General features: G+C 64.2%; 17 protein-coding genes. 10 read left to right on the plus strand and 7 right to left on the minus strand.

Features of this window, described 5'->3' with window-relative positions; genetic code table 11:
- A partial coding sequence (locus VGG51_09020) for a phosphopentomutase (GenBank protein HEY1883161.1) occupies window positions 1-757 on the minus strand: 757 nt, incomplete at its 3' end.
- A 116-nt stretch (window positions 758-873) separates the two neighbouring features.
- Between VGG51_09020 and VGG51_09025 the strand changes: the two genes are divergently transcribed.
- Both VGG51_09025 and VGG51_09030 read left to right on the plus strand, forming a co-directional pair.
- Window positions 874-2,793 carry a hypothetical protein gene (locus VGG51_09025; GenBank protein ID HEY1883162.1) on the plus strand — a complete coding sequence of 640 codons (1,920 nt, stop codon included), beginning with the start codon at window positions 874-876 and terminating at the stop codon, window positions 2,791-2,793.
- Entirely contained in the window at window positions 2,790-3,647 is an 858-nt protein-coding gene (locus VGG51_09030) for a hypothetical protein (GenBank protein HEY1883163.1), read from the plus strand. The genes VGG51_09025 and VGG51_09030 overlap by 4 nt, the downstream gene beginning before the upstream one ends.
- Here VGG51_09030 and VGG51_09035 read toward each other — a convergent pair.
- Window positions 3,644-5,020, minus strand: a complete 1,377-nt coding sequence (locus VGG51_09035) for a DUF2079 domain-containing protein (protein HEY1883164.1) — start codon at window positions 5,018-5,020, stop codon at window positions 3,644-3,646. The two genes, VGG51_09030 and VGG51_09035, sit on opposite strands and share 4 nt — an antisense overlap.
- 76 nt (window positions 5,021-5,096) lie before the next feature.
- Between VGG51_09035 and VGG51_09040 the strand changes: the two genes are divergently transcribed.
- Together VGG51_09040 and VGG51_09045 are read left to right on the plus strand one after the other, a co-directional pair.
- Window positions 5,097-5,519: a hypothetical protein gene (locus VGG51_09040; protein HEY1883165.1), complete on the plus strand. Its 423-nt coding sequence runs from the start codon at window positions 5,097-5,099 to the stop codon at window positions 5,517-5,519.
- A gap of 4 nt (window positions 5,520-5,523) precedes the next feature.
- Window positions 5,524-6,657 carry an endo-1,4-beta-xylanase gene (locus tag VGG51_09045; protein HEY1883166.1) on the plus strand — a complete coding sequence of 378 codons (1,134 nt, stop codon included), beginning with the start codon at window positions 5,524-5,526 and terminating at the stop codon, window positions 6,655-6,657.
- Here the strand turns inward: VGG51_09045 and bcsS are convergent.
- The 5 genes from bcsS to VGG51_09070 all read right to left on the minus strand — a co-directional run bounded on the left by bcsS (window position 6,645) and on the right by VGG51_09070 (window position 12,140).
- On the minus strand, window positions 6,645-7,346 hold the full coding sequence (gene bcsS, locus VGG51_09050; GenBank protein HEY1883167.1) for a cellulose biosynthesis protein BcsS: 702 nt from the start codon (window positions 7,344-7,346) through the stop codon (window positions 6,645-6,647). The two genes, VGG51_09045 and bcsS, sit on opposite strands and share 13 nt — an antisense overlap.
- Window positions 7,347-8,483 carry an NAD-dependent epimerase/dehydratase family protein gene (locus tag VGG51_09055; protein ID HEY1883168.1) on the minus strand — a complete coding sequence of 379 codons (1,137 nt, stop codon included), beginning with the start codon at window positions 8,481-8,483 and terminating at the stop codon, window positions 7,347-7,349.
- Between the two features lies 1 nt (window position 8,484).
- Window positions 8,485-9,945, minus strand: a complete 1,461-nt coding sequence (locus VGG51_09060) for a glycosyltransferase family 2 protein (protein ID HEY1883169.1) — start codon at window positions 9,943-9,945, stop codon at window positions 8,485-8,487.
- A gap of 6 nt (window positions 9,946-9,951) precedes the next feature.
- The gene (locus tag VGG51_09065) at window positions 9,952-11,385 is read right to left on the minus strand and encodes a UDP-glucose/GDP-mannose dehydrogenase family protein (protein HEY1883170.1); all 1,434 of its coding nucleotides are present in this window, start codon (window positions 11,383-11,385) and stop codon (window positions 9,952-9,954) included.
- A gap of 446 nt (window positions 11,386-11,831) precedes the next feature.
- The gene (locus VGG51_09070; protein ID HEY1883171.1) at window positions 11,832-12,140 is read right to left on the minus strand and encodes a hypothetical protein; all 309 of its coding nucleotides are present in this window, start codon (window positions 12,138-12,140) and stop codon (window positions 11,832-11,834) included.
- 1 nt (window position 12,141) lies between these two features.
- Between VGG51_09070 and VGG51_09075 the strand changes: the two genes are divergently transcribed.
- The 6 genes from VGG51_09075 to VGG51_09100 all read left to right on the plus strand — a co-directional run bounded on the left by VGG51_09075 (window position 12,142) and on the right by VGG51_09100 (window position 20,468).
- The gene (locus VGG51_09075; protein HEY1883172.1) at window positions 12,142-12,396 is read left to right on the plus strand and encodes a hypothetical protein; all 255 of its coding nucleotides are present in this window, start codon (window positions 12,142-12,144) and stop codon (window positions 12,394-12,396) included.
- A gap of 97 nt (window positions 12,397-12,493) precedes the next feature.
- The gene (locus VGG51_09080) at window positions 12,494-13,450 is read left to right on the plus strand and encodes a glycosyltransferase family 2 protein (GenBank protein ID HEY1883173.1); all 957 of its coding nucleotides are present in this window, start codon (window positions 12,494-12,496) and stop codon (window positions 13,448-13,450) included.
- On the plus strand, window positions 13,447-14,748 hold the full coding sequence (locus tag VGG51_09085) for an O-antigen ligase family protein (GenBank protein HEY1883174.1): 1,302 nt from the start codon (window positions 13,447-13,449) through the stop codon (window positions 14,746-14,748). Before VGG51_09080 ends, VGG51_09085 begins: the two co-directional genes overlap by 4 nt.
- Complete coding sequence (locus tag VGG51_09090; GenBank protein HEY1883175.1) at window positions 14,745-15,974, plus strand: hypothetical protein; 1,230 nt, start codon at window positions 14,745-14,747, stop codon at window positions 15,972-15,974. Before VGG51_09085 ends, VGG51_09090 begins: the two co-directional genes overlap by 4 nt.
- 50 nt (window positions 15,975-16,024) lie before the next feature.
- On the plus strand, window positions 16,025-19,324 hold the full coding sequence (gene mfd / locus VGG51_09095) for a transcription-repair coupling factor (protein HEY1883176.1): 3,300 nt from the start codon (window positions 16,025-16,027) through the stop codon (window positions 19,322-19,324).
- 118 nt (window positions 19,325-19,442) lie between these two features.
- On the plus strand, window positions 19,443-20,468 hold the full coding sequence (locus VGG51_09100; protein HEY1883177.1) for a peptidylprolyl isomerase: 1,026 nt from the start codon (window positions 19,443-19,445) through the stop codon (window positions 20,466-20,468).
- The last annotated feature ends 20 nt before the right edge of the window (window positions 20,469-20,488 follow it).

A 20,488-nucleotide genomic window follows, 5' to 3' on the forward strand; every position in this document is an offset into this window, starting at 1 on the left:
GTCCACAGTAGATGTCCGAAATCTTTCCTACTGCATGCACCTCAATATCCCCCGCCCTGAGTTCGTCCAGCAGGTTGGGGGGCGGCTCGATTGCATAGTCCCGGCGATTCGGCGTCCGCCAAAAAGCCCCCGGTCGGCCCAGGAAGGGGCGGGCGATGACCCGGTTGACGTTGTGCGGGGGCCGGAGCATCTCGCGGGCTCGGGCGCTCCATTCATAGAGCCGCTCCAGGGGCACAATCTCCTCGTGCGCCGCAATCTGGAAGACCGAGTCGGCCGAGGTATAGAGGATAGGGCGCCCGCTGTTCATGTGCGCCGCCCCGAGCTCTTCGATGATCTCGGTACCGGAGGCCGGGACATTTCCGAGCGGCGGCTTGCCCGTTATCTTCGTAAACTGCTCGACTACCTCCGGCGGAAAGCCGCGGGGATAGGTCGGGAAGGGGACTTCCGTAACGACGCCCATCATCTCCCAATGCCCCGTAATCGTGTCTTTGCCGCGGCTGCGTTCTCGCAGCCGCGCGACGATCGCCTCCGGGGCCGCGACCGGCGCGACGCCACGAATTCCAGTTAGCAACCCAAGCCCGAGGCGCTCGAGATTCGGCAGCGCCAACGAGCCTAGACGACGCGCGACGTTGCCGATCGTGTCGGCACCGGGTGCGTCGCCGTACGCATCGGCGTCGGCAAGTGCACCGACTCCCCCCGAATCAATTACGATCGCAACCACGCGCATTACCGTTGCGCCGCTTTTCGTCCCGCGCAAAGACACGCCTTCTGCGTATCGGGGTAACGAGTGTGTCGCAAGGTGCCGGGGGCTAGGGTCCTTTGCGTGGTACCGGCCGCCCATCGCAAGGCGGGACTTCGCTCAGGGAAGAAAGCGTGGCCAACGTGGCACGTATCGCGCTCTCGACGGCGCTCACAACGCTGGTATTTCTGGCTGCGTCTGCAGCCGCGCTCGCTGCAGCGCCCGCGCCAACCCCAAGCCCGCAGCCTCCCAGCACGATCCTGTACTTGAATGCTAAGCGGCTCGACTTTTACTACAACCGCTTCTTGATCGAGGGTGACGGAAACGTCCGTCTGCGCACCAGCGACGGCTTCACCGTAACCGGCGATGCCTTTTCGATGGACCTCAAGCTCAATCGGTTCATGGTCGCGGGCCACGTGACGTTACACGACGCGACGGGAACGGTGAAGGGCGCCGCGATCGCGGACTTTCTCGACTTTCGGCGGATCTATTTCGTTCCGGTAACGAGCGAACCCGATCGCTGGACCTTCCTCGACGGCGACCTCGTGCATCCGGCGAAAGGGCGCGAAATGCCCGGGGACGCCTTCTATTTTCCCTCGGTGAGCGAGCACCCCAGCATCACGGGAACCGGCGCCGTCATCGGCACCAAGACCTACGTGCGCTTCATCAACGCGCACACCTATTTCCTCAACGCCGGGATACCGCTGGGCACCTACGTCGTCAATTTCGCGTCGAACCAATACTTTGCGCAGAACACGCTTTCTGGTGCGAGCGTCGATTTGACCTGGAATATGGCGGGAAGCCCGAACTCTCTGACGGCACTGCATCTGCGCTACGATCCGACGTATAAGACGTACCTTTCGGTCGAGCAGCATTTCGTGGGCGAGCACGAATACGCGATCCTCTCGGTCAATCCCGCGACCCGAGCGGAGAAGTGGTGGAATCTCGCGCTCTACGAAAAGCTGGGCTCGCGCTTCCAGATTCAAAGTTTCACGCAGTACTACGCGCAGCAGAACTACCTGAGCGCGCCGCAAGCGGCGCAGCAGACGACCTTTATCAATGCGACGTATGCCCTTCCACATTCGTACGTGACGGCGTCCTCGCAGCTCACCAACTACAGTCTTCTCGGACCGGGCGGCATCGAAAACGGGGCCAAGCTCGGCGGTAGCCTCGACCATCCGTCGCAGGTTCAGCTCACCGCAACGAGCTTCCAGAACCGGATCGCGAATCTGCCGCTCTACGAGCAGATCTACGAAGGGTACGGCTTCAACCACGATACGGTCGGCGGAAATCAATATTTGCAGGGCCTCCCAGGCTCGGGGCAAGCGCCGATACCGACACCTGGGCTGCAAGCGTATGGCGCGCCGTGCCCGGATCAGCACGGCGCTAAGCAACTGACGTACTTCTGTCCGGTCTACACGACGATCTGGAATACCGTTCTCGGTTTCAATCTTTACACGCCGTCGATCAAGCTCAATCCCGACGCGAGCACGTATCAAACCTACTACTTCAACGCCAGCTTCAACAAGCAATACCAGTGGAACTCGCTGCCCCACTGGATCAACACGTCGTCGGAAAGTTTCTCGATCAGCCGCCAGTTCTCGCGCTCGCTCAATACCTACGCGGGATACCAGATCCTCAATACCGGGGATTACTACATCAACGGCGGCTACGCGCCGTGCCACCCGGTCGACTCGGCGTTCTGTCCCCTGAGCTTCACGTCATTTCGCGGCGTCTCGACGCAGCGCACGACGAGCCTGGGCATCAACGACGCACCGACTCCCGAATTCAATTTCTCGCTCCTGCTGCGCCACCACACCGACTTTCCGGTACCCGTCCCCGGGGTCTTTGGCTTACCTCCCAATAACATCATCGGCCAGCCGCTCTACACGTCCTATCTCGGCCAGGCGCCGTACGACGCGACCGGCGAAGTGCGCTTCAAAATCCTTTCACACGCACTGCTCGACCTCTCACGGACGTTCTACTGGTACGGCAATCCGTACCGGACGACGTTTTGGCAGCCGAGCTTCGTCATTCAGGTGCTGCCGATATGAGGCGCGCGCTCTCCACCCTCGCGATTCTATCGCTAGCGATCCTGGCGGTCGCGGCCGGAGCCTCCACGATCGTCGTGAGCGGCCAGCTGCTCGCCTACCAAGACGGATACGTTTTCTTTACGACCGGCGACGGCTTTCGCGTCGCTCACGGCGTCGTGATTCGCGACGCAAAAACTGGCGGCACGACGGCGCTCGCACCCGCGCCGCGGCTCTGGGCTCGCGCCACGTTCGACTCGACCGGCACGGTTACCGAACTCGACCTCTCACGCGATCCGCTTCCCCCGCAAGGGAGCTTCACCGACGTCTCGCGCTTTGCTGTCGCGCTCTCGTCGCCGGCACCCAATCCCGACCTGCTTCAAGCGGTCGCAACGCCGCCGCCGGGCCGGCCGGAAGCGCCGGATCAGCGTCACTTCTCGGGGCGCCCCGTGCTCGTCACCTTTATCGTGCAGGTTCCACCCTACACGCCCTTCACGTCTTCGCTTTACATCGCGACCGACCAAAGCGGCTGGAACGCGCAGGCGATTCCGATGGATCGCGTCGACGCGTTGCACTACCAGATCACGCGCCGCTTCAACTCCGGAACGGCACTGCGTTACCTCTACAACCGCGGCTCGCTGCAGACGCAGGAAGTCGCTCAGAACGGCCTGGCGCGCACGCCTCGCGATCTTTTGGTTACCGATGCCGACGTGCGCGTCATCCGCGACATCGTATACGCGTGGCAAGACGCCTCGCCCGGCGGGCTGAACCAAGTTCAGCCGCAGATCATGCCGACGCCCTACAATCCCGCCCCGTTCCCGAACCTTCCGCAACGGCTGCCGCCGCCGCAGCCGCCGCCGGGCAGGCCGCCGCGCTAGTCGCGCTTTCGTAGAACGACGATTCCGTCGCGTTCGCTCACGATGCGGTAATCGCGCCGCGCGAGCGCGGCGCGCACCGCGGGCTCGTCGACGTCGCGCCAGCGTACCGAGTAGTGAGTTTGGTCGTAAACGAACCACTTTTGGCCGGCAAAGCCGATCGAAGCGTTCGGATCGAGCCCGAGGTGGGCAAAGAGTTCGTCCTGGGCGCCAACCTGCGCCAGCGGCGGGAGATGCGCAAGCGTATCGGCGAGCAGCGCGTCGTGCGCGTTGGGCCGACGATAGAGGTAGTACCAGTACTCCATCGGACTCGCGAAGATCCCGATCGCAATCCCCGCTGCGGCCGCGGCCGGAATCAATCCCTCCACGAGCCGCGGCCAGCGGGGCGCCAAGCGCCCCGCGCCGTCGACGAACGCCGCGAGAGCGTAACCCGTCAGCAGCGCGCTGTAATGGGCGCCCGGCATCAGCGTGATCGGGCGATGCGACGCAAGCACCTCGACAAAACCGGGAATCAAGAAGAGGCCGTAGCGCGAGACGCACGGCAGAAACGCGAGCGGCGCAAGGACGACGATCGCGTACCATACGCGCGCCGTCACGGCGGCGGAGAGCCCGGCCGTTGCCGTTCCCGCTTCGTGCCAGTCGAAGAACCGCAGCGACAGGTACGGAACCTGCGCGCCCAGCGCGTGGCGGACCGGTCCAAAATACGTCAACGACATCGCAATCGCCATACCGCAGACCAGCAGCCCGGTTCGGCGGCCGATTGCATCGCCGCGTGCCGTTGCCGCAAAGAGCAGCCCGTTCACGGCCAAGACGACGAACTGATCCTCCTTCGTGCAGAGCAGAAGCAGCGCGGCAACGAGAGTCAGCGCCGGGCGCCGGCGGTCTAACGCGAAGACGAACGTGGCGGAGAGCAGCGGCACGAAGGCCATCTCGTGAAAATCTCCGACGCCGTTTGCCCAGAGGATGGGGTAGATCGCCGCGACGACGACGAGCGCGAATGCGATGGGGGCCGTGAACCGGGCCCGCGCTAAGCCCCAAATCGGGAACAGAATCGCGGCAACGAGGATCGCCGCAAAGCACTCGAGCCCAAGCGGCCCAAACGCGCGGACGATTGGCCAGGCGAGCGCGATTATTGGAGACCAGTGCACGAGCAGGTGGTTTACGCCGCCCTCCGGAGTGCTCGAAAAACCGCTCCCGATGCCGGCGATAACTTGGGTGAAGATGCCCAGATCGACGCCGTTGCGGAAGATGGCGTAACGCCAGCAGACGATCGCGCAGAGCGTCGCAGCCAAGGCGACGAAGAGGGCAGCAACCAGCGCGTCCCAAAGCGCCGGCGAGGGCCAAATTTTAGAAACGGCCGAGCGGACGCTATGCATCGAATCTCACTTCTTGTCGTGAAACGTGCATTCCTTAAGGAAGCCCGCGCGGGCACGACGTTGAAACATCGAACTCGTGAGAATCGCCGCGGCGCTCTTCGTATGGTGCTCGCTCGTTGCCGTCGCATCGGCGCAAAGCGTCACCTCGCCGTCGCCGTCACCCGCGGCGGTGCCGTCGCCCGTGCCGACGCCCACGATTCTGATGCTGGCGCCGGACGCGCCGCCGCAGATTCTTTGGGTCTCCGTGAGCTCGACCACGCCGCTCGCGGGGGACGTCGTTAGCGGCACGGTCCTGACCTCATCGAACGTCGCCAGCGTCGAACTGCGTGTCGGCGGCTATAGCCTGAACTCGACGAAGACCGACGTCGGACACTTCGAATGGAGCTTTACGGTACCGCACCTGCCGTTTTACGCGCCGCACGATTTCGCGCTGCAGATCATCGCCCGCAACACCGCCGGCGTCGCGGCAACGACCGCCGTTGCGATGAGCGTTCGCTGACGATTTGATCACTCGAAGAAACGCCATTGCCGCCGCGCTCGCGGCGCCGGCGGCCGTGCTGCGCGCCAGGAGCAGTCCCGCGGCAGCGCAGAGCCTTGCGGCAGCGGCAGCTGCCGGAAATCGGTTTTTCGGATCGGCGGTGCGGATCGATCAAATCGACGCTAACGAGCCGTATCGCGACGCCGTTGTGCGGGAATGCACCTACGTCGTTCCCGAGTTCGAAATGAACTGGAATCGCGTCGAGCCCACCTACGGCGGCCTCTCTTTCGGTACCGTCGACCGGCTCGCGAGCTTCGCGGCCCGCAACGGAAAAAAGGTTCGCGGCCACACCCTTCTCTGGCACCTCGGGACGCCGCAATGGGCGATCGCCATGCTGCGCCAGCAGCGGGACTGGTCGCTGATCTCGCGCTATTTCGGTTCGATCATCCCACGCTACGGCGACGTCATCGATCAGTGGGAAGTCGTCAACGAGCCGCTCGATCCCGGCTACCGCTCCGACGGCCTTCGCCGAAACGTCTTTCTAGAAGTCTTCGGCGCCGGCTACATCGCCCACGCGCTCGCGACGGCGCGCACTTTCGCGCCGCGCGCCCAGCTGATGATCAATGACTTCGGCCTCGAGTACGATTTGCCCGACGAGCGCGACCGGCGCTACCTGCTGCTCAAGCTGCTCGAGCGGCTGCGCCGCGCCGGCGCCCCGCTCGACGCGCTGGGCGTTCAAGCGCACCTCGATTTGAATAAGGGGCGGATCGACGCAGCGGCGGTCCGCGGGTTTCTCCGCGACGTCGCCAACCTGGGCCTGGCGATCGTCATTACGGAGCTCGACGTGAAAGAATCCGACTACACGGCGACGATGGCACAGCGCGATCGGCTCGTCGCCGATGAGGTCCGGCGCTACCTCGAGGTCGTGCTCGCCCAAAACGCCGTCACCGGCGTCACGACGTGGGGCCTCTCAGACCTCTACTCGTGGCTCGACGTCACCCCACAGGATCTCGCCCGTTTTCCCGGCGCCTGGAGCGCCGGGAACGGTCCCGGACTCAATCGCGGGCTTCCCTTCGACTCCTCGATGCAGCCCAAACCGATGTATTTTGCGATCCTCGACGCGTTCCGTACCAGCCGGCCGAGAACTCAGAAGCGCTGATAAAACGAGGCGCGTAAAAAGGCACGCGGCGCGAAGCTCGACTCCCAGCCCTCACCCGCGGAGAGCTGCAGTTCGGATGTCCCGTTGAATTGCAAACCGGCGAACGCCCCCAGCTGCCGGAGCGTGTAGGTCGGATTCCCCTCTTCGTACGCCTCGCCGCCAAGACGCCACTTCGGCGTGACGGCGTGCGTCACGTCGACGTTCCATTGATAATCCTGCACGCGCGTACCGTAGTAACCCAACCAGTCGGAGCGCCACGGACCGCCGACGATCCCGCCGTCCAGGGTCGCTCGCAGCTCCGCCTGCTGCCCGCGCAGGATGTTGCTGGGATCGTACGGATTGAGGCCGGTGTACGTGTCGTTGACCCCGAGGGCAAAATTACTCCAGAAGTTCTTACGAGAGAACTCGTAGACGCCGTCTAGTTCCGCGCCGGTAAAGTTCGCCCTAACCGGGCCGAGCGTGCCGCCGTTGTAGTTGTATCCGCCGTTGTCTAAGTACACTCGCACTGCGACGCCGTCGCCGATGTGCGATCCGGGCATCGCCACCGTCGCGCCCATGAAGATATAGTTTGAAAAGGCCGCTTGGCCGCCGGTAAAGACTTCGACGTTATCGGCCGCTAGGGCAGCGGCAGGAAGCGCCGCCAAGACGAACGCCAGAGACGCACGCCCGACTAGAGAGGGAACTTTCATTCAAACCAGCAGCTTCTGCCGGTCGAGCTCGCCGAGACTGGTTTGGCTGCGATCGACGGGCCGCTTTGCCTCCGAAACCCAAGCGACCAGCTCTTGCATGCCGTCGTCGAGCGTACGTTTCGGGCGAAAGCCGAAGGCCTTCTCGATTTTCGAGACGTCGGGGAAGCAGTGCCGGATATCGCCGATGCGGTAGCGTCCGAGGAACTCCGGTTCGACCGCTTTGCCCAGCAGCCGCGAAAGCATAGCCGCCATCGCCGCGATCGTAATCGGGGAGCCGCTGCCGACGTTGTACGCGTCCCAGACCGCGCGATCGCTCTCCAACACCGTCGAGAACGCATCGGCGACGTCGCCGACGTGCACGAAGTCGCGCTGCTGGCCGCCGTCCTCGAAGACGAGCGGCGCTTGATCGTTGAGCAGGCGCGAAATGAAGATCGCCGCGACCCCCGTGTAGGGATTGCTCAACGCCTGGCGCGAGCCGTACGCATTGAACAAGCGCAGTGCGATCGTAGGAATCTGAAGGGCACGGCCGACGGCGATGAACATCTCCTCGTGGTCGCGCTTGTTGATCGCGTAGATCGACGCCGGGGAGAGCGGCTTCTCCTCGGTGGTTGCGATCGGCGTCAGTTCTTCACCGGCGATCGAAAGCTCCCACCGCCGTTGCGAAAGCTGCTGGTAATCCCGCAGCGGCGGCGCGACCACGGCGCCGGTCGAAGGCAAGCGATACGCGCCCTCTCCATAGATCGACATCGACGACGCGACGACGATGCGCTCGACGCAGTGCGGCGCGCGCGACAAGGCTTCGAGGATCACGGCCGCCGTCATGACGTTGTTGCGGGAGTACTCGACGATGTTGGTCATGCTTTGTCCGACGCCGACCGACGCCGCCAAGTGCACGAGATCGGTGATCCCCTCGAGGCTCTCTTCGAACAGGCCGTCGTCGAGGATGCCCCCTTTGACGCGTCTCGCGCCGCGATCGAGGTAGAGCGGCCAGCCGTCTTCGTCTCGTTCGTGGTCGGCATGCACTTGAGGAAGGAGGCTGTCGAGCACGACGACTTCGTGCCCGTTTGCCAACAGACGATCGACGACGTGCGAGCCGATAAAACCGGCGCCCCCGGTGACGAGCACGCGTTTGCTCAAGTTAAGGCTCCTTTTGCTGGTTAGCGATTGCGGTACGCTGCCCGCGCAGTTTGTGGCGTATGAGCTGTTTGTTGGCATCGATTTTCTCGGTGCGCTGCCACGCCAGCCCCTCGTCGCGTAGATACATACGCAGCCCGATGAGCAGCGGGATCGTCCAGAGCAGCCACCAGATCATCGCCGAGATCGGATTGATACGAATCATGTACCACACGCGATCGATCCAGCGGCGGCAGACCAGCGACGTGCGCTTCCAGGTGTTCGCGTAGAGCAGCGCCATGACGATCGCGAACAGGCTCAAGTTCACGACGGCAAACCAGAAGGTCCATACCGGAACGAGGTGCGTGTGCGCGAGGTACATCGCCGCGGCCCAGATGCCGATCGGTAAGCCGACCAAGTTGATCAACAGCGATAAGCAGGGATAGAAGAGCATCCAGCACCGCAGGCGGTCCAGCGGGCTCAGGCCGAGATGCTGCAGCGGTTCGCCCAGCGTTTGAAAGAAGCCGCAGACCCAGCGTTTTCGCTGGGTGATTCCCTGCGCCCAGGTCCGCGGCACTTCTTCGATCAGCGAACTCTCGAGAATGCCGAGCCGCTTCCCGTTCGCCCAGTAGCGCAGGCCGATCTCAGGATCCTCGATCGTGATCCAGGGGTGAAATCCGCCGAGTTCCACCAGATCCGCAGCGCGATAAAAGAGCCCTTTACCAAGCACCCAGTACGGATGGCGGCCGCCGGCCGAAACGTGCGGATACTTGTAGCCGTCCCAGGCCATATGATCGAAAGCGTGCCAGGAAGTGGCCATCGTCGCGTTGAGGTTGCCGACGACGTTGAGCGCTTGGAGAACGTCGTACCGCCGCAGGCCGATCGCCGCGCCTTTGAAATGGTCGACGGGCGGGCAGCTGTCGGCATCGATGTAGTTGATGACGAGATTGCGCTCGTGCCGCAGCACGCCGGAGATGTGATAGAGCGCGTAGATGAGTTGACGGGTCTTCTTCGGCGGCAAGTCTTTGACGCCGGCGCGCTTTCCGGCGTGCCACCAATAGGCTTTCGGATTGGAGTCCCACGAGTCCCAAACGATCTGCCACGAAGGATCGGTCGTCGGCGGCACCTTGAGGATCTCCAAGAAGTCGAACTCGGTCGCCAGGCGCTTCAGCGATGCGAGCGTCTCGGTGTCGTGGCTGTTGGGAATCGCCACGACCCGGCGCCGCTGCGGCGGATAGTCGATCTTTGCGAGCGCCAGAAAGGTCGTGCGCATCGTCGCTTCCAGCTCGTGCAGGACCGGATACAGGAGCACGATGTAGGGCCAATCCTCGTGCGGCTCGTCGAGCGGTTCGTTCATGTCTACCCAATCGACGCGATGGGCGAAAAAGTAGAAATCGACCAACAGTGTGAACGTGTAGAGGACTTGCGTCGCTATGAAGACCGCAACTAAGACTGCGTCGAGAACGTGGAAGGCGACGGCGTACAAGCGGGACTACTCGGCGAAGGCTTCGAGGTACGCGGCACGCGCGGGCGTTTGTGCGTTGCCGACGCCGACGTACCACAGCCCTTCGAGGGCTACAGCCTCCGGATCGAAGAAGTGCCGCCCGTCGAAGACGATGTCGCCGCGCATCAGCGTTCGCACGATTCCAAAGTCGATCGCTTCGTATTCGCGCCACTCCGTCGCCAGAACGAGTACGTCGGCGCCTTTGACGGCTTCGTAGATTTCCGAGCAGTAGCGCACTTCGGAGCCGAGCCGTGCCCGCGCGCTATCGAGCGCGATCGGGTCGTGGGCCGTGATTCGCGCGCCCAGGCCGAGAAAGAGATCGATCAGCCGCAGCGCGGGCGATTCGCGGATATCGGAGGTGTTCGGCTTGAACGCCAGCCCGAGCACGCAGACCGTCTTGCCCGCGATCGAGTCGCCCAGCGCGCCTTCAATTGCCGCCAGCGTTCTCCAGACTTGGGTTCGGTTGACGGCCTCGACGGAGCGCAAGAGCGTCGCCGAGTAGCCGAAACTGTGAGCGGTTCGCTCGAGCGCGCGAACGTCTTTGGGAAAGCAAGAGCCGCCGTACCCGATCCCCGGGCTCATGAACTGGGTTCCGATGCGCCGATCCAATCCGATTCCGCAGCCGACTGCCCGCACGTCGACATTCACGAGATCGCAAATGTTTGCGATCTCGTTCATGAAGGAGATCTTGGTCGCTAGAAAGGCGTTGGCTGCGTACTTGACCATTTCGCTCGCCCGCACGGCGGTCGCGAAGATCGGCGCATCCAGCGGTGCGTAAAGGGCGCGCATCACGGCTTGCGCCTGCGGGTCGCTCGTGCCGAAAACGACGCGGTCGGGGTGCATGAAATCGCCGATCGCCGAGCCTTCCCGCAGAAATTCAGGATTGCTCACCACGTCGACCCGATGCGTGGTTCGCGAGTTCTCGGCGATGATCGCCGCGACCAGCTCGCACGTTCCCACGGGGACCGTCGACTTTACGACGACGATTTTCGGTCCGTTGAGTTCGCGGCCGATCGTTGCCGCGACGTCGCGGATCGCGCAGAGATCGGAGTTGCCGTCGCTGAGCATCGGCGTTCCGACCGCGATGAAGACGATGTTGGAGTCGCGCACTCCCGCCCCGGTGTCGTCGGAGAACGAGAGGCGCCCCGCCCGGTCGTTCTCGAGGATCATCTCGAGCAGGCCCGGCTCGTAGAACGGCACCTCGCCGCGGCGCAGCGTCGCGATTCGCTGCGGGTCGTTGTCGAGGCAGACGACGGAGTTTCCGAGCTCGGCCAAACACGTACCGGTCACCAGGCCGACGTAGCCGGTGCCGACGATCGCGATCCGGCGCGGCTCGCAAGCCGGTCGCAGCGCCACGGGTTCGACTACGGTAAGGCGGCCGAACGCACTTGTCGGGCCGTCGCGGCGCTCTTTGTTTTCCATGTATCTCTTCCTGCACTAGCGTCTAGCAATTGTTGGCGACGGTGTTTTAACTAACGCAGCGAATTAACCGGAGGAAGATAGCGGTGTAGGTTCGGTTAATCCGAGTCGGGGGTACGTGTATCGTGCGGCTCGTTTTCGAAACACGTCGCGCCGTAGGAAGCTTCGATCGGCGCGAACTTTCGCGGGGGCTGCGCGGGAGAAAGCTGCGACGGCGAGGGCCCATGCTGCCGCCCGCGGCAGGCCGCAAGAAAGAGAGCTACTACTATAACGGCCAGCGGCTTCGAGGACCTCGAAAGACGACGCACCAACGTCTCCTTGTACGAAATGGGACGCAAACGACTTACTGTCGTTGTAACCAAAATCCCGCCGCAATGAATGGCGGTTTTTCGCTATTGACGTTAACGTGAAAATAATCTGTTCTTATGGAGGTGCGGCGGCCGGCCGCGCTATCGCACCGATAATGGGATCGTTCGCTCGACGGTATCGCCGCGCGTGTTCTTGGCGATCACTCGCATCGCAAACGTTCCATGCACGAACCACGGCAGCGGAGCGACGGTGTAGACGAGCGCGAAGCGCCCGACGCCTACCTTGTTCAAGCTCATCGCGTAATTACCGATTCTCGCTTCGACGCTCGCGACGTTGGACGTCGTCACGACTTTCCCCCAAACGTGGTCGCCTGAGCGCACCGTCGTTTCGCTGACATCGACCGAGATGATCTGCGGCGCGGCATTGGGCGGCAGCAGGGGAACCTTCAAAATGGGCTTCGCCGCAGGCGCACCGCTCGGCGCGGCGGTCGGCCCGGGTGCGGCGGAGGCTGGAGGCGAGGCGACCGTCTGCGAGGGCTCGGGCGAACTCTTTGCGGCTCGGCCGGGCGCTGCCGAAGACCGCGGCGGAGCCGGGGAGGCGGCGGGTAGCCGCAGCGGCTGCGAGCGGACAGCGGGCGAGGGAGAGCTCTGCGGATGCGGCGGACTGCTGCAAGACTGCAGGCAGAGCAAGACCAAGCCGATGTAAACGGCCGAGCGGACGCTATGCATCACTTAGTTCTTCTGTGACTCTCCGGGCGTTCCTTAGCAAGCCGGCAAGGCTCAGATGTTGAAACGTCGAGGAGATGCCCGATTCGGTGCGCCCCACATTCAGCGTGGTAGTTCCCCTCTATAACGAAGCGGCAAACGTCGGGCCGCTCCTCGGTCGCCTCTCGTCGGCGATCGATCGAGTCCGCGGCGACTACGAGTACGAGATCGTACTCGTCAACGACGGGAGCAGCGATGCCACCTTGGCGGCGATCCGTTCCGAGATGCAGCGGCGTGGCCGAATCGTACTGGTAAACCTCTCTCGGAACTTCGGCCATCAGCTCGCGGCCACGGCCGGAATCGAGATCGCGGCCGGAGACGCGGTGATCCTCATGGATGGGGACCTGCAAGATCCGCCCGAGCTGATCGCCGATTTTCTGCGGAAGTGGCGCGAGGGATACGACGTCGTCTATGCGGTTCGCCGGTCGCGAAAAGGCGAGAGCACGTTCAAGCTGCTGACCGCGCGGGCGTTCTACCGTATCATCAAGCGTCTGACGAAGGTTTCGATCCCGATGGACACCGGCGACTTTCGCTTGATGAGCCGGCGAACCGTCGAAGCGGTGCGCAAGCTCCCCGAGCGGCATCGCTTTCTCCGCGGCATGGTCAGTTGGGTCGGCTTCAACCAAGTCGCGCTCGAGTACGATCGCGACGAACGCCATTCCGGAACGACGAAGTACCCGCTGACGAAGATGCTCCGTTTCGCGATGGACGGAATCACCTCGTTCTCCGATGCGCCGCTGCGCTTCGCCTCGTACTTCGGCTTCACGGTCAGCGTCGTCGCCTTCATTTATGCCGTCGTCGTGATCGTCATGAAGACGCTGCGCTTGTCGCCGGCGTTCTATACCCCCGGCTGGGCGTCGACGATCGTTGCCGTGACCTTCTTAGGAGGGGTCCAGCTGATGAGCCTCGGCATTTTGGGCGAGTATCTCGGACGCGTCTACGATGAAGTAAAAGGCCGGCCGCTTTATTTGATCAGCGATATCGAACGATCTTGACCTATCGCCCGGTCATCGACCACGTCGCCGTTCCGGCCTACCTGGATCCGTTCTCCGCCGTTCTCCTCGCTGCTGCCTTTATCGCCGCCGCTGCGCTAACGCTCCGGCGTCCGGCGTTCGGACTCGGCGCTCTGCTGATCGCTACCCCTTTCGATTTTTCGCGGGACGTGTTCGCGACGACGATCGGCCTTCCGAAGTGCGTCTTACTCGGCGTACTGCTCGCCTTGACGGCGTATCCCGCCGTCTGGCGGGGGCTGCGCCGCCCGCCGGCCGCACCAATCTTCGCGGCGCTGCTGGTCTACCTCACGGCCACCGCGCTCAGCGCTGCCGGCGCGGCGCACCTCGGACCGGTTCTTCGAGAGACGCTGAAATGGGCGCAATACGCGGCAATCTTCGCAGCGGCATTCTGCTGCTACCGCCTCGACGACGACGACGGAGCTTTGCTCACCTGTGCGGCCCTCGCGGCGATTGCGGTCTGCATCTCGGCGCTCGCGCAAGAGCTCGCCGGTGCACCGTCGGGTCTGTACATCGGTTCGGCAATCGTTCCGCGGATCGCCGGGGTGCTCGAGGGCCCAAACCAGCTTGCCGCGTACTGCGCGATCGCCGCGGCGCTTCTGGGCGCGTGGGCAGTCGTTCGGCCGGCCCCGTTAACGGCGCTCGCCCTGGGGCTGCTCACCTGCACCGACCTCCTGACCTTCTCGCGCGCTGGGATCCTCACGCTGGCAATCGTGTTCGTGCTGGTCGTGCTCTGGGGCGGCCGCCGCGCATGGCCGGCGTTGCGCCCGGCGCTGTTCGGAGCCGTTGCGGGCCTTATCGGCTGCGCGTGGTGGGCGATCTACGCGCACACCCCGGGCGTCTTGCGCATCTCGCTCGCGCCCAGTGCCTATGCCGGGGGCGTCGGCAACCGGGGCGAGTTGTGGCGCGCCGCTTGGCGAATGTTTCTCGCGCGCCCGCTGCTGGGGGTCGGTGCCGGGAACTTCGAGCTCGACCTCCCCAAATTCGGCGTCTACGGCGTGCGCACGCACGCCAACAGCTGGTACCTGCAGTCGCTTGCAGAAGGCGGCATCGTGCTGTTCGGCGCGACCCTGGCGCTCATCGCGGCGGCGATCGGCGCATTTGCGCGCCGGCCGTTTGTTGCCGGCCTGCGCGCCCAGCCGCCGTGGGTGCTCGCCGCGGTCGCGGCAAGCGTCGCACTCGCGCTTCATCAGGTCGTCGACGACTTCGTCTTCTACCCGAAGGTCGGTGCGCCGTGGTTTCTGCTTCTCGGGATCGCCGCCGCCGCTCGCCGTAGCGCGTGACCGGAGCGCAAGCGCCGCTCCTGGTCGCAACGAACTGGGGCGTGCGCGGTGCCGTCGTTCTCGCGGTACTCTTTATCGCCGTCGCACTGATCGGCTTCTTCTATTGGCGCGTCGTACGCCGCGCCAACCTGCTCTCGCCTACGCGCCTCGCATTCGCCTGCGCGGTGGCGCTGGCAACCGCGTGGGGCGCTCCCGTGCTGTTCTCGAGTGACGTCTACGCATATGCCGCCTACGGCGAGATCGCACGCCTCGGTGCAAACCCCTACGTCTCGGCAGCTCCCTACGCGTTCGACGCGCTCGTACGGGCGGCCGATCTTCAGTGGGGAACGACGGTGCCGATCTGTCTCTACGGACCGGCGTTCGTTGCGCTCGCCGAGGCAATCATCCGGCTCTTCGCGCCGTTCGGGATGCTCGCCCAGCTGCAGGCATTGCGCGCAGTTGCCTCGCTCGCGCTGCTCGCCTGCATTCCGCTGGCCTACGCCGCATATGAAGGAAATCGCGCGATGCGTCTGCGGGCAGCGGCGACGATCGGGCTCAATCCCGTTGCGATATGGTGCGCAGCGGAGGGTCACAACGACGCGATCGCTTTGGCCTGGGTACTCTTCGGATTCGTGCTGGTACGCAGTCGCCGGGCCGCCCTGGGGGCGGCCGTCGTCGCGCTCTCGGCCTTGGTAAAGCCGCCGGGGATCGTTGCCGCTGCGGCGCTGGGGCTGTGCGACCGCCGCGCCCGAATCGGCGCGGCGATCGGGGCCTTCGCCGCCGTGACGCTCTCGCTTCCACTGATCGTGGGAGCGGCAACCCACCTCGCGCCGCACGGGCACTACGCACCGCAGGCATCGCTGCAAGCGGTTTTTGCACCGCTCTCCCCGATTGCGGCGTGGGCGGCGGCCGCCGTCGCCTGCCTGCTGCTGGGCGCACGCGCGATAACGCTGCTCCGTGCCGCCTCGGACGAGGCATGGATCTGGCTGGGGCTCGCCGTTTGGGTGATGATCCCGAACCCGTATCCCTGGTATGGGCTCTGGCTCCTGGCGCTCGCCGCGATCGCACCGCAGACGCGGGCCGGCCGGGTCGCCACCCTGCTCTCGTTCTGCGCGCTGCTGCGCTACGCGCCCGACGCAATCGGCACGCCGAGCGCGCCGGTCGCCGCTGCTCTCGGGATGCTGGCCTCGCTTCCATTGCTTGCGCTCGTCGCTTGGAGGCCCTGGTATAATGATCGACCCGCATGACCGCGCACACGATCGAACCGCAACTCACCCGGCGTGACCTCCTCCGCTCTTTGCCCGCGTCGAGCCGCGCTTGGGCCAGCCTGGTCGAGCGTCTCGCCGCCCTACGCCGCTTAGACGGACACAAACCCGGCGGGTATTCCTTACACGAGACGATCGCCGCGGCGCGGCCCGCGCTGATCGCGGCACTGCACAAAGAGCTGGGCGGCACGCAGCTCGTCGTCGTGCCGACTCCCGACGCAGCCGAGCGCAGTTTCGCCGATCTGCTCTACTACCTCGAGTCCGACACCGAACGCGTCGCACTGCTTCGTTCGCGCGAAGAGGCGATCGGGGCAATCGAAAATCCCTCCGAGCAGAGCGCACGGATGACACTGCTTGCGGATTTGGCGGACGGCAAACCGCGGTTGGTGCTGGCGCCGATCGCTGCCCTGCGCCAGCATTTCACGCCCCGCCGGCGCTTCGACGAGCTCCGCTTCGTTCTGCAAACCAACGACGAGCCGGGTTGGGACGCGCTGCAGCGGCGGCTCTTCGACCTCGGCTACGCGCGCTGCGACGTCGTGAGCGCGGTCGGCGAGTACGCGGTACGCGGCGGCATCATCGATCTCTTCGCGGCGACGGCCGACGCGCCGGTGCGCATCGAGTTTTTCGGCGACGCAATCGAGTCGATGCGAACCTTTGCCATCGAATCCCAACGCAGCGACACGCCGATCGATCGCCTCGCGGTAACGCCTTGGGACGAGTCTCGCGACGAACGGACGACGATCTTCGAGTATCTTCCCCGCGACGCAACCGTCGTACTCGAGGAACCCGCGACGATCGCCGCGATCGTCGCCGCACTCGACGAAGAACGCGCCCGCGAGCGGCACACGCTGTTCGCCGGAGAAGAGCCCGACGAAGCGTTGAGCGTCGAGCTCACCTCCATGCCGGTCGGTTTAACCGAGATCGGCGAGCGGGTCGCGGAGCACGCGACGTTGCTCTTCCCCGGCTCGATCGAGCTTGGAGATCGCGCGCCCACGTGGGTGCCCGACACAATCGAATCGTTCGTGCTCGAATGCCGCCCGGTCGAGCATTTCAACCGTCAGATTGCCCTCTTTACCGAAGCGATGCGCGAGTGGATCGGCGCCGGCGAGCACGTCTTCATCGTCAGTGCGGGCGTCTCGCGCATCAGCGACATTTTGCGCGCAGCAGGAATCGATACCGGCCCGCAGGCGCGCGGCGGCGTCTTGGTCGATCACGGCTCGATCGAGGCAGGCTTTTGGATTCCAAGCCTGCGCGTTCGCGTGCTCGGGGATCGTGAAATTCTCGGTGCGCCTCCCAAGCGGGTCAAGATGCGCGCGGTCAAGGAAGGCGTACCGGTCACGCTGGCCGATCTGCGCGTTGGAGACTACGTCGTGCACGCGGTGCACGGCATCGGGCAATATCTGGGCTTGCGCGCCGAAACGATTCTCGGCGCGACACAAGACTATCTCGATCTGCGCTATGCCGGAAGCGATCGGATGCTCGTCCCGGTTACCCAAATGCATCAGATCGCGAAGTACTCGGCCGCCGAAGGCCAGTCGCCGCGCCTCTCGAAAATGGGCGGCGCCGACTGGGCGCGTACGAAGTCGCGCGTCAGCGAATCGCTCGCAAAGATCGCCGACCAGCTCGTCGCGTTGTACGCCGAGCGAGAGATCTCGCGCGGGTTTCCATTTAGCCCGGATACGACGTGGCAAGTCGAGATGGAACAAGCATTTCCGTACGAGCCCACGCCCGATCAACAGAAGGCCTTCGATGCGAGCCGGACCGATATGGAGGCCGCACGGCCGATGGACCGCCTCATCTGCGGCGACGTCGGATACGGAAAGACGGAGGTGGCAATGCGCGCCGCCTTCAAGGCGATTGCCGACAAGAAGCAGGTTGCGGTGCTCGTGCCGACCACGCTGCTGGCCGATCAGCATTATCGCACCTTCAGTGCGCGCTTCGGCGCTTTTCCGGTCCGCGTCGAAGAGCTCTCGCGCTTCACGCCCAAGGCCGACCAGAAGCGAATCCTTCGCGATCTCGCCGAGGGCAAGGTCGACGTCGTCATCGGCACGCACCGGCTGCTTCAGAAGGACGTCGCTTTCGCCGACCTCGGTTTGATCGTGATCGACGAAGAGCAGCGCTTCGGCGTCATGCACAAGGAGCGCCTCAAGGGATATCGCGCGAGCGTCGACGTCATGACGCTTTCGGCGACGCCCATTCCGCGCACGCTGCACATGTCGCTGATGGGCGTGCGCGACCTGTCGCTCATCCAAACCGCACCGAAGAACCGCATGTCGATCAAAACGCTCGTCGTACCGGCGAGCGATGCGGTCGTTCAGTGGGCGATCGCGGCGGAACTCGATCGCGGAGGCCAAGTCTACTACCTGCACAATCGGGTAGAATCGATCTACGCCGTTCGCAACGCGCTCGCAGAGCTCGTTCCGCGAGCCAGAATCGGCGTCGGGCACGGCCAAATGCGAGAATCGGAGCTGGAGCCGGTGATGCAGCGTTTCATCGACGGCGAACTCGACGTGCTCGTCGCGACGACGATCATCGAAAACGGCATCGACATCCCCAACGTCAACACGATGATCGTCAACGACGCCGACCGCTTCGGGTTAGCGCAGCTCTACCAGCTGCGCGGGCGCGTGGGACGCTCGAATCACCAGGCGTACTGTTACCTGCTCTATCAGGGGCACAAGGCACTCAGCGAAGCGGCCAAAGCACGGCTCGAAGCGATCCGGGAGTTCGCCCATCTCGGCTCGGGCCTGCAGATCGCGATGCGCGACCTCGAGATTCGCGGTGCCGGCAATCTCTTGGGATCGGCGCAGTCGGGATTTATCGCGTCGGTCGGCTTCGATACGTACTGCGAACTCTTGGCGCAGGCGATCGCCGAGCGGCGCGGAGGCCCTGCCTCGCTCGAGGATCGGCGCGAAGCCGTCATCGACGTAAAGATCGATGCCTTCATTCCCAACGACTACATCGGCCAAGTCTCCCAAAAAATCGCCATCTACCAGCAGCTAGCAAAGGCTCGCACGCAAGAAGAGGTCGAGGAGGCCGCGGCTGGGGTTCGCGATCGCTTCGGTCCTTTTCCCGAACCGCTCGCCAACCTGGTCGAACTCACGAAGCTCCGTGCTGTCGCGCTGCGCAAGCACGTCACTCGGGTCGTGGTGGACGAACGGCGGCTGACGCTGGGCGTGGGCACCGGCTTCGCGCTCGACCCCGCCGCGGTCCCGAAGCTGCAGTCGCTGACGAAGAATCGCTTCCGCTTCTCCGATGGGCGGATTCTCGTCGATCTCCCCGGCAGCCAAGATTGGATGCCCCTGCTGCGCAGGCTTCTCGAAGCGATATAAGGCGCAGGGGCAGGCCTTCCCCTATCGGAGGAACGGCCGCGCGGCGCGCGAACCTGGCCGCACGTGATGCGGGGCTCTTGGCCCCGCTTCCTACGCACTGAGATCCAACGGAGCAATAATGTCGAAAGCCCAACGCCTCACCGTAGGCCTGGCCGCCCTTCTGTTGGGCACGTCGCTAGCGGCGTGTTCCGATAGCGGCGCGGTCGCGACGGTGAACGGTCAACCGATCAGCGAAGCCTCGTTCAACGCGCGGCTGCAAACCACGCCGCTGGCACGTACCGTGCTGCAGCAGATGGTGCAAGACGTGCTGATCCAGCAGTACGCCAAGAGCAACAACATCACGGTCACCGACGCCGAAGTCGATGCGCGTGAGACGCAGCTCAAACAAAACTTCCCTTCCGGCTCCTGGGACGAGATGTTGAAGTCGCGCGGTCTGACTGAAGCTGACGTTAAAGCAGCGTTACGCGAGCAGATCATCCTCGACCGAGCCCTCGCCAAGGACGTGAATATCAAGCCGTCCGCGATCAGCGACTACTTTAATAAGAATCATGCGACGTTCGATACGCCCGAAGAGGTGACGGCCCGGCACATTCTCGTGCCGAACCTTGCCGAGGCGCAGAAAGTCGAGCAGCTGCTGAAATCGGGACAGAGCTTCGCCTCGGTTGCCAAGCAATACTCAACCGATCCCGGCAGTAAAGATAAGGGCGGCGAACTCGGTACCTTCCGTCGCGGACAGATGGTGCCGGCCTTCGATAAGGTTGCCTTCACGCTGCCGGTCAACCAGATCAGCGAACCGGTGAAGTCGCCGTTTGGCTACCACATCATCCAGGTCGAAGCGCGCGTACCCGGCAAGAAAGCAACGGTCGCGAGCGCGACGGCGCAGATCACCGATATCCTGCGTCAACAGCAAGAGGCTCCGTTGATCCAGCCTTTCCTGCAGGGTCTGCAGCAGAAGGCCGACATCAAGAGCACGAACCCGAACTTCGCGCAGCTCTTCCCGCCCTCGGCCGCGAACGCGCAGACCAACGGCGCGCCGCCGGCTGCGGGAAATGCGGCCGCTTCGCCGGCTGCCGCGTCATCGGCCGCCGCGTCACCGGCTGCCGCGTCACCGGCCGCCGCGTCGCCGGCACCGGCCTCTACCTAGAATCGTGACGGCGGCGCCCC

It is taken from the genome of Candidatus Cybelea sp., from assembly GCA_036489315.1.
Classification (GTDB): domain Bacteria; phylum Vulcanimicrobiota; class Vulcanimicrobiia; order Vulcanimicrobiales; family Vulcanimicrobiaceae; genus Cybelea.

Coding starts and splice junctions, on each gene's coding strand:
- VGG51_09030 (HEY1883163.1), top strand. CDS start 2,790: ATGAGGCGCGCGCTCTCCACCCTCGCGATTCTATCGCTAGCGATCCTG.
- VGG51_09035 (HEY1883164.1), bottom strand. CDS start 5,020: ATGCATAGCGTCCGCTCGGCCGTTTCTAAAATTTGGCCCTCGCCGGCG.
- bcsS (HEY1883167.1), bottom strand. CDS start 7,346: ATGAAAGTTCCCTCTCTAGTCGGGCGTGCGTCTCTGGCGTTCGTCTTG.
- VGG51_09065 (HEY1883170.1), bottom strand. CDS start 11,385: ATGGAAAACAAAGAGCGCCGCGACGGCCCGACAAGTGCGTTCGGCCGC.
- VGG51_09075 (HEY1883172.1), top strand. CDS start 12,142: ATGGGCTTCGCCGCAGGCGCACCGCTCGGCGCGGCGGTCGGCCCGGGT.
- VGG51_09080 (HEY1883173.1), top strand. CDS start 12,494: ATGCCCGATTCGGTGCGCCCCACATTCAGCGTGGTAGTTCCCCTCTAT.
- VGG51_09100 (HEY1883177.1), top strand. CDS start 19,443: ATGTCGAAAGCCCAACGCCTCACCGTAGGCCTGGCCGCCCTTCTGTTG.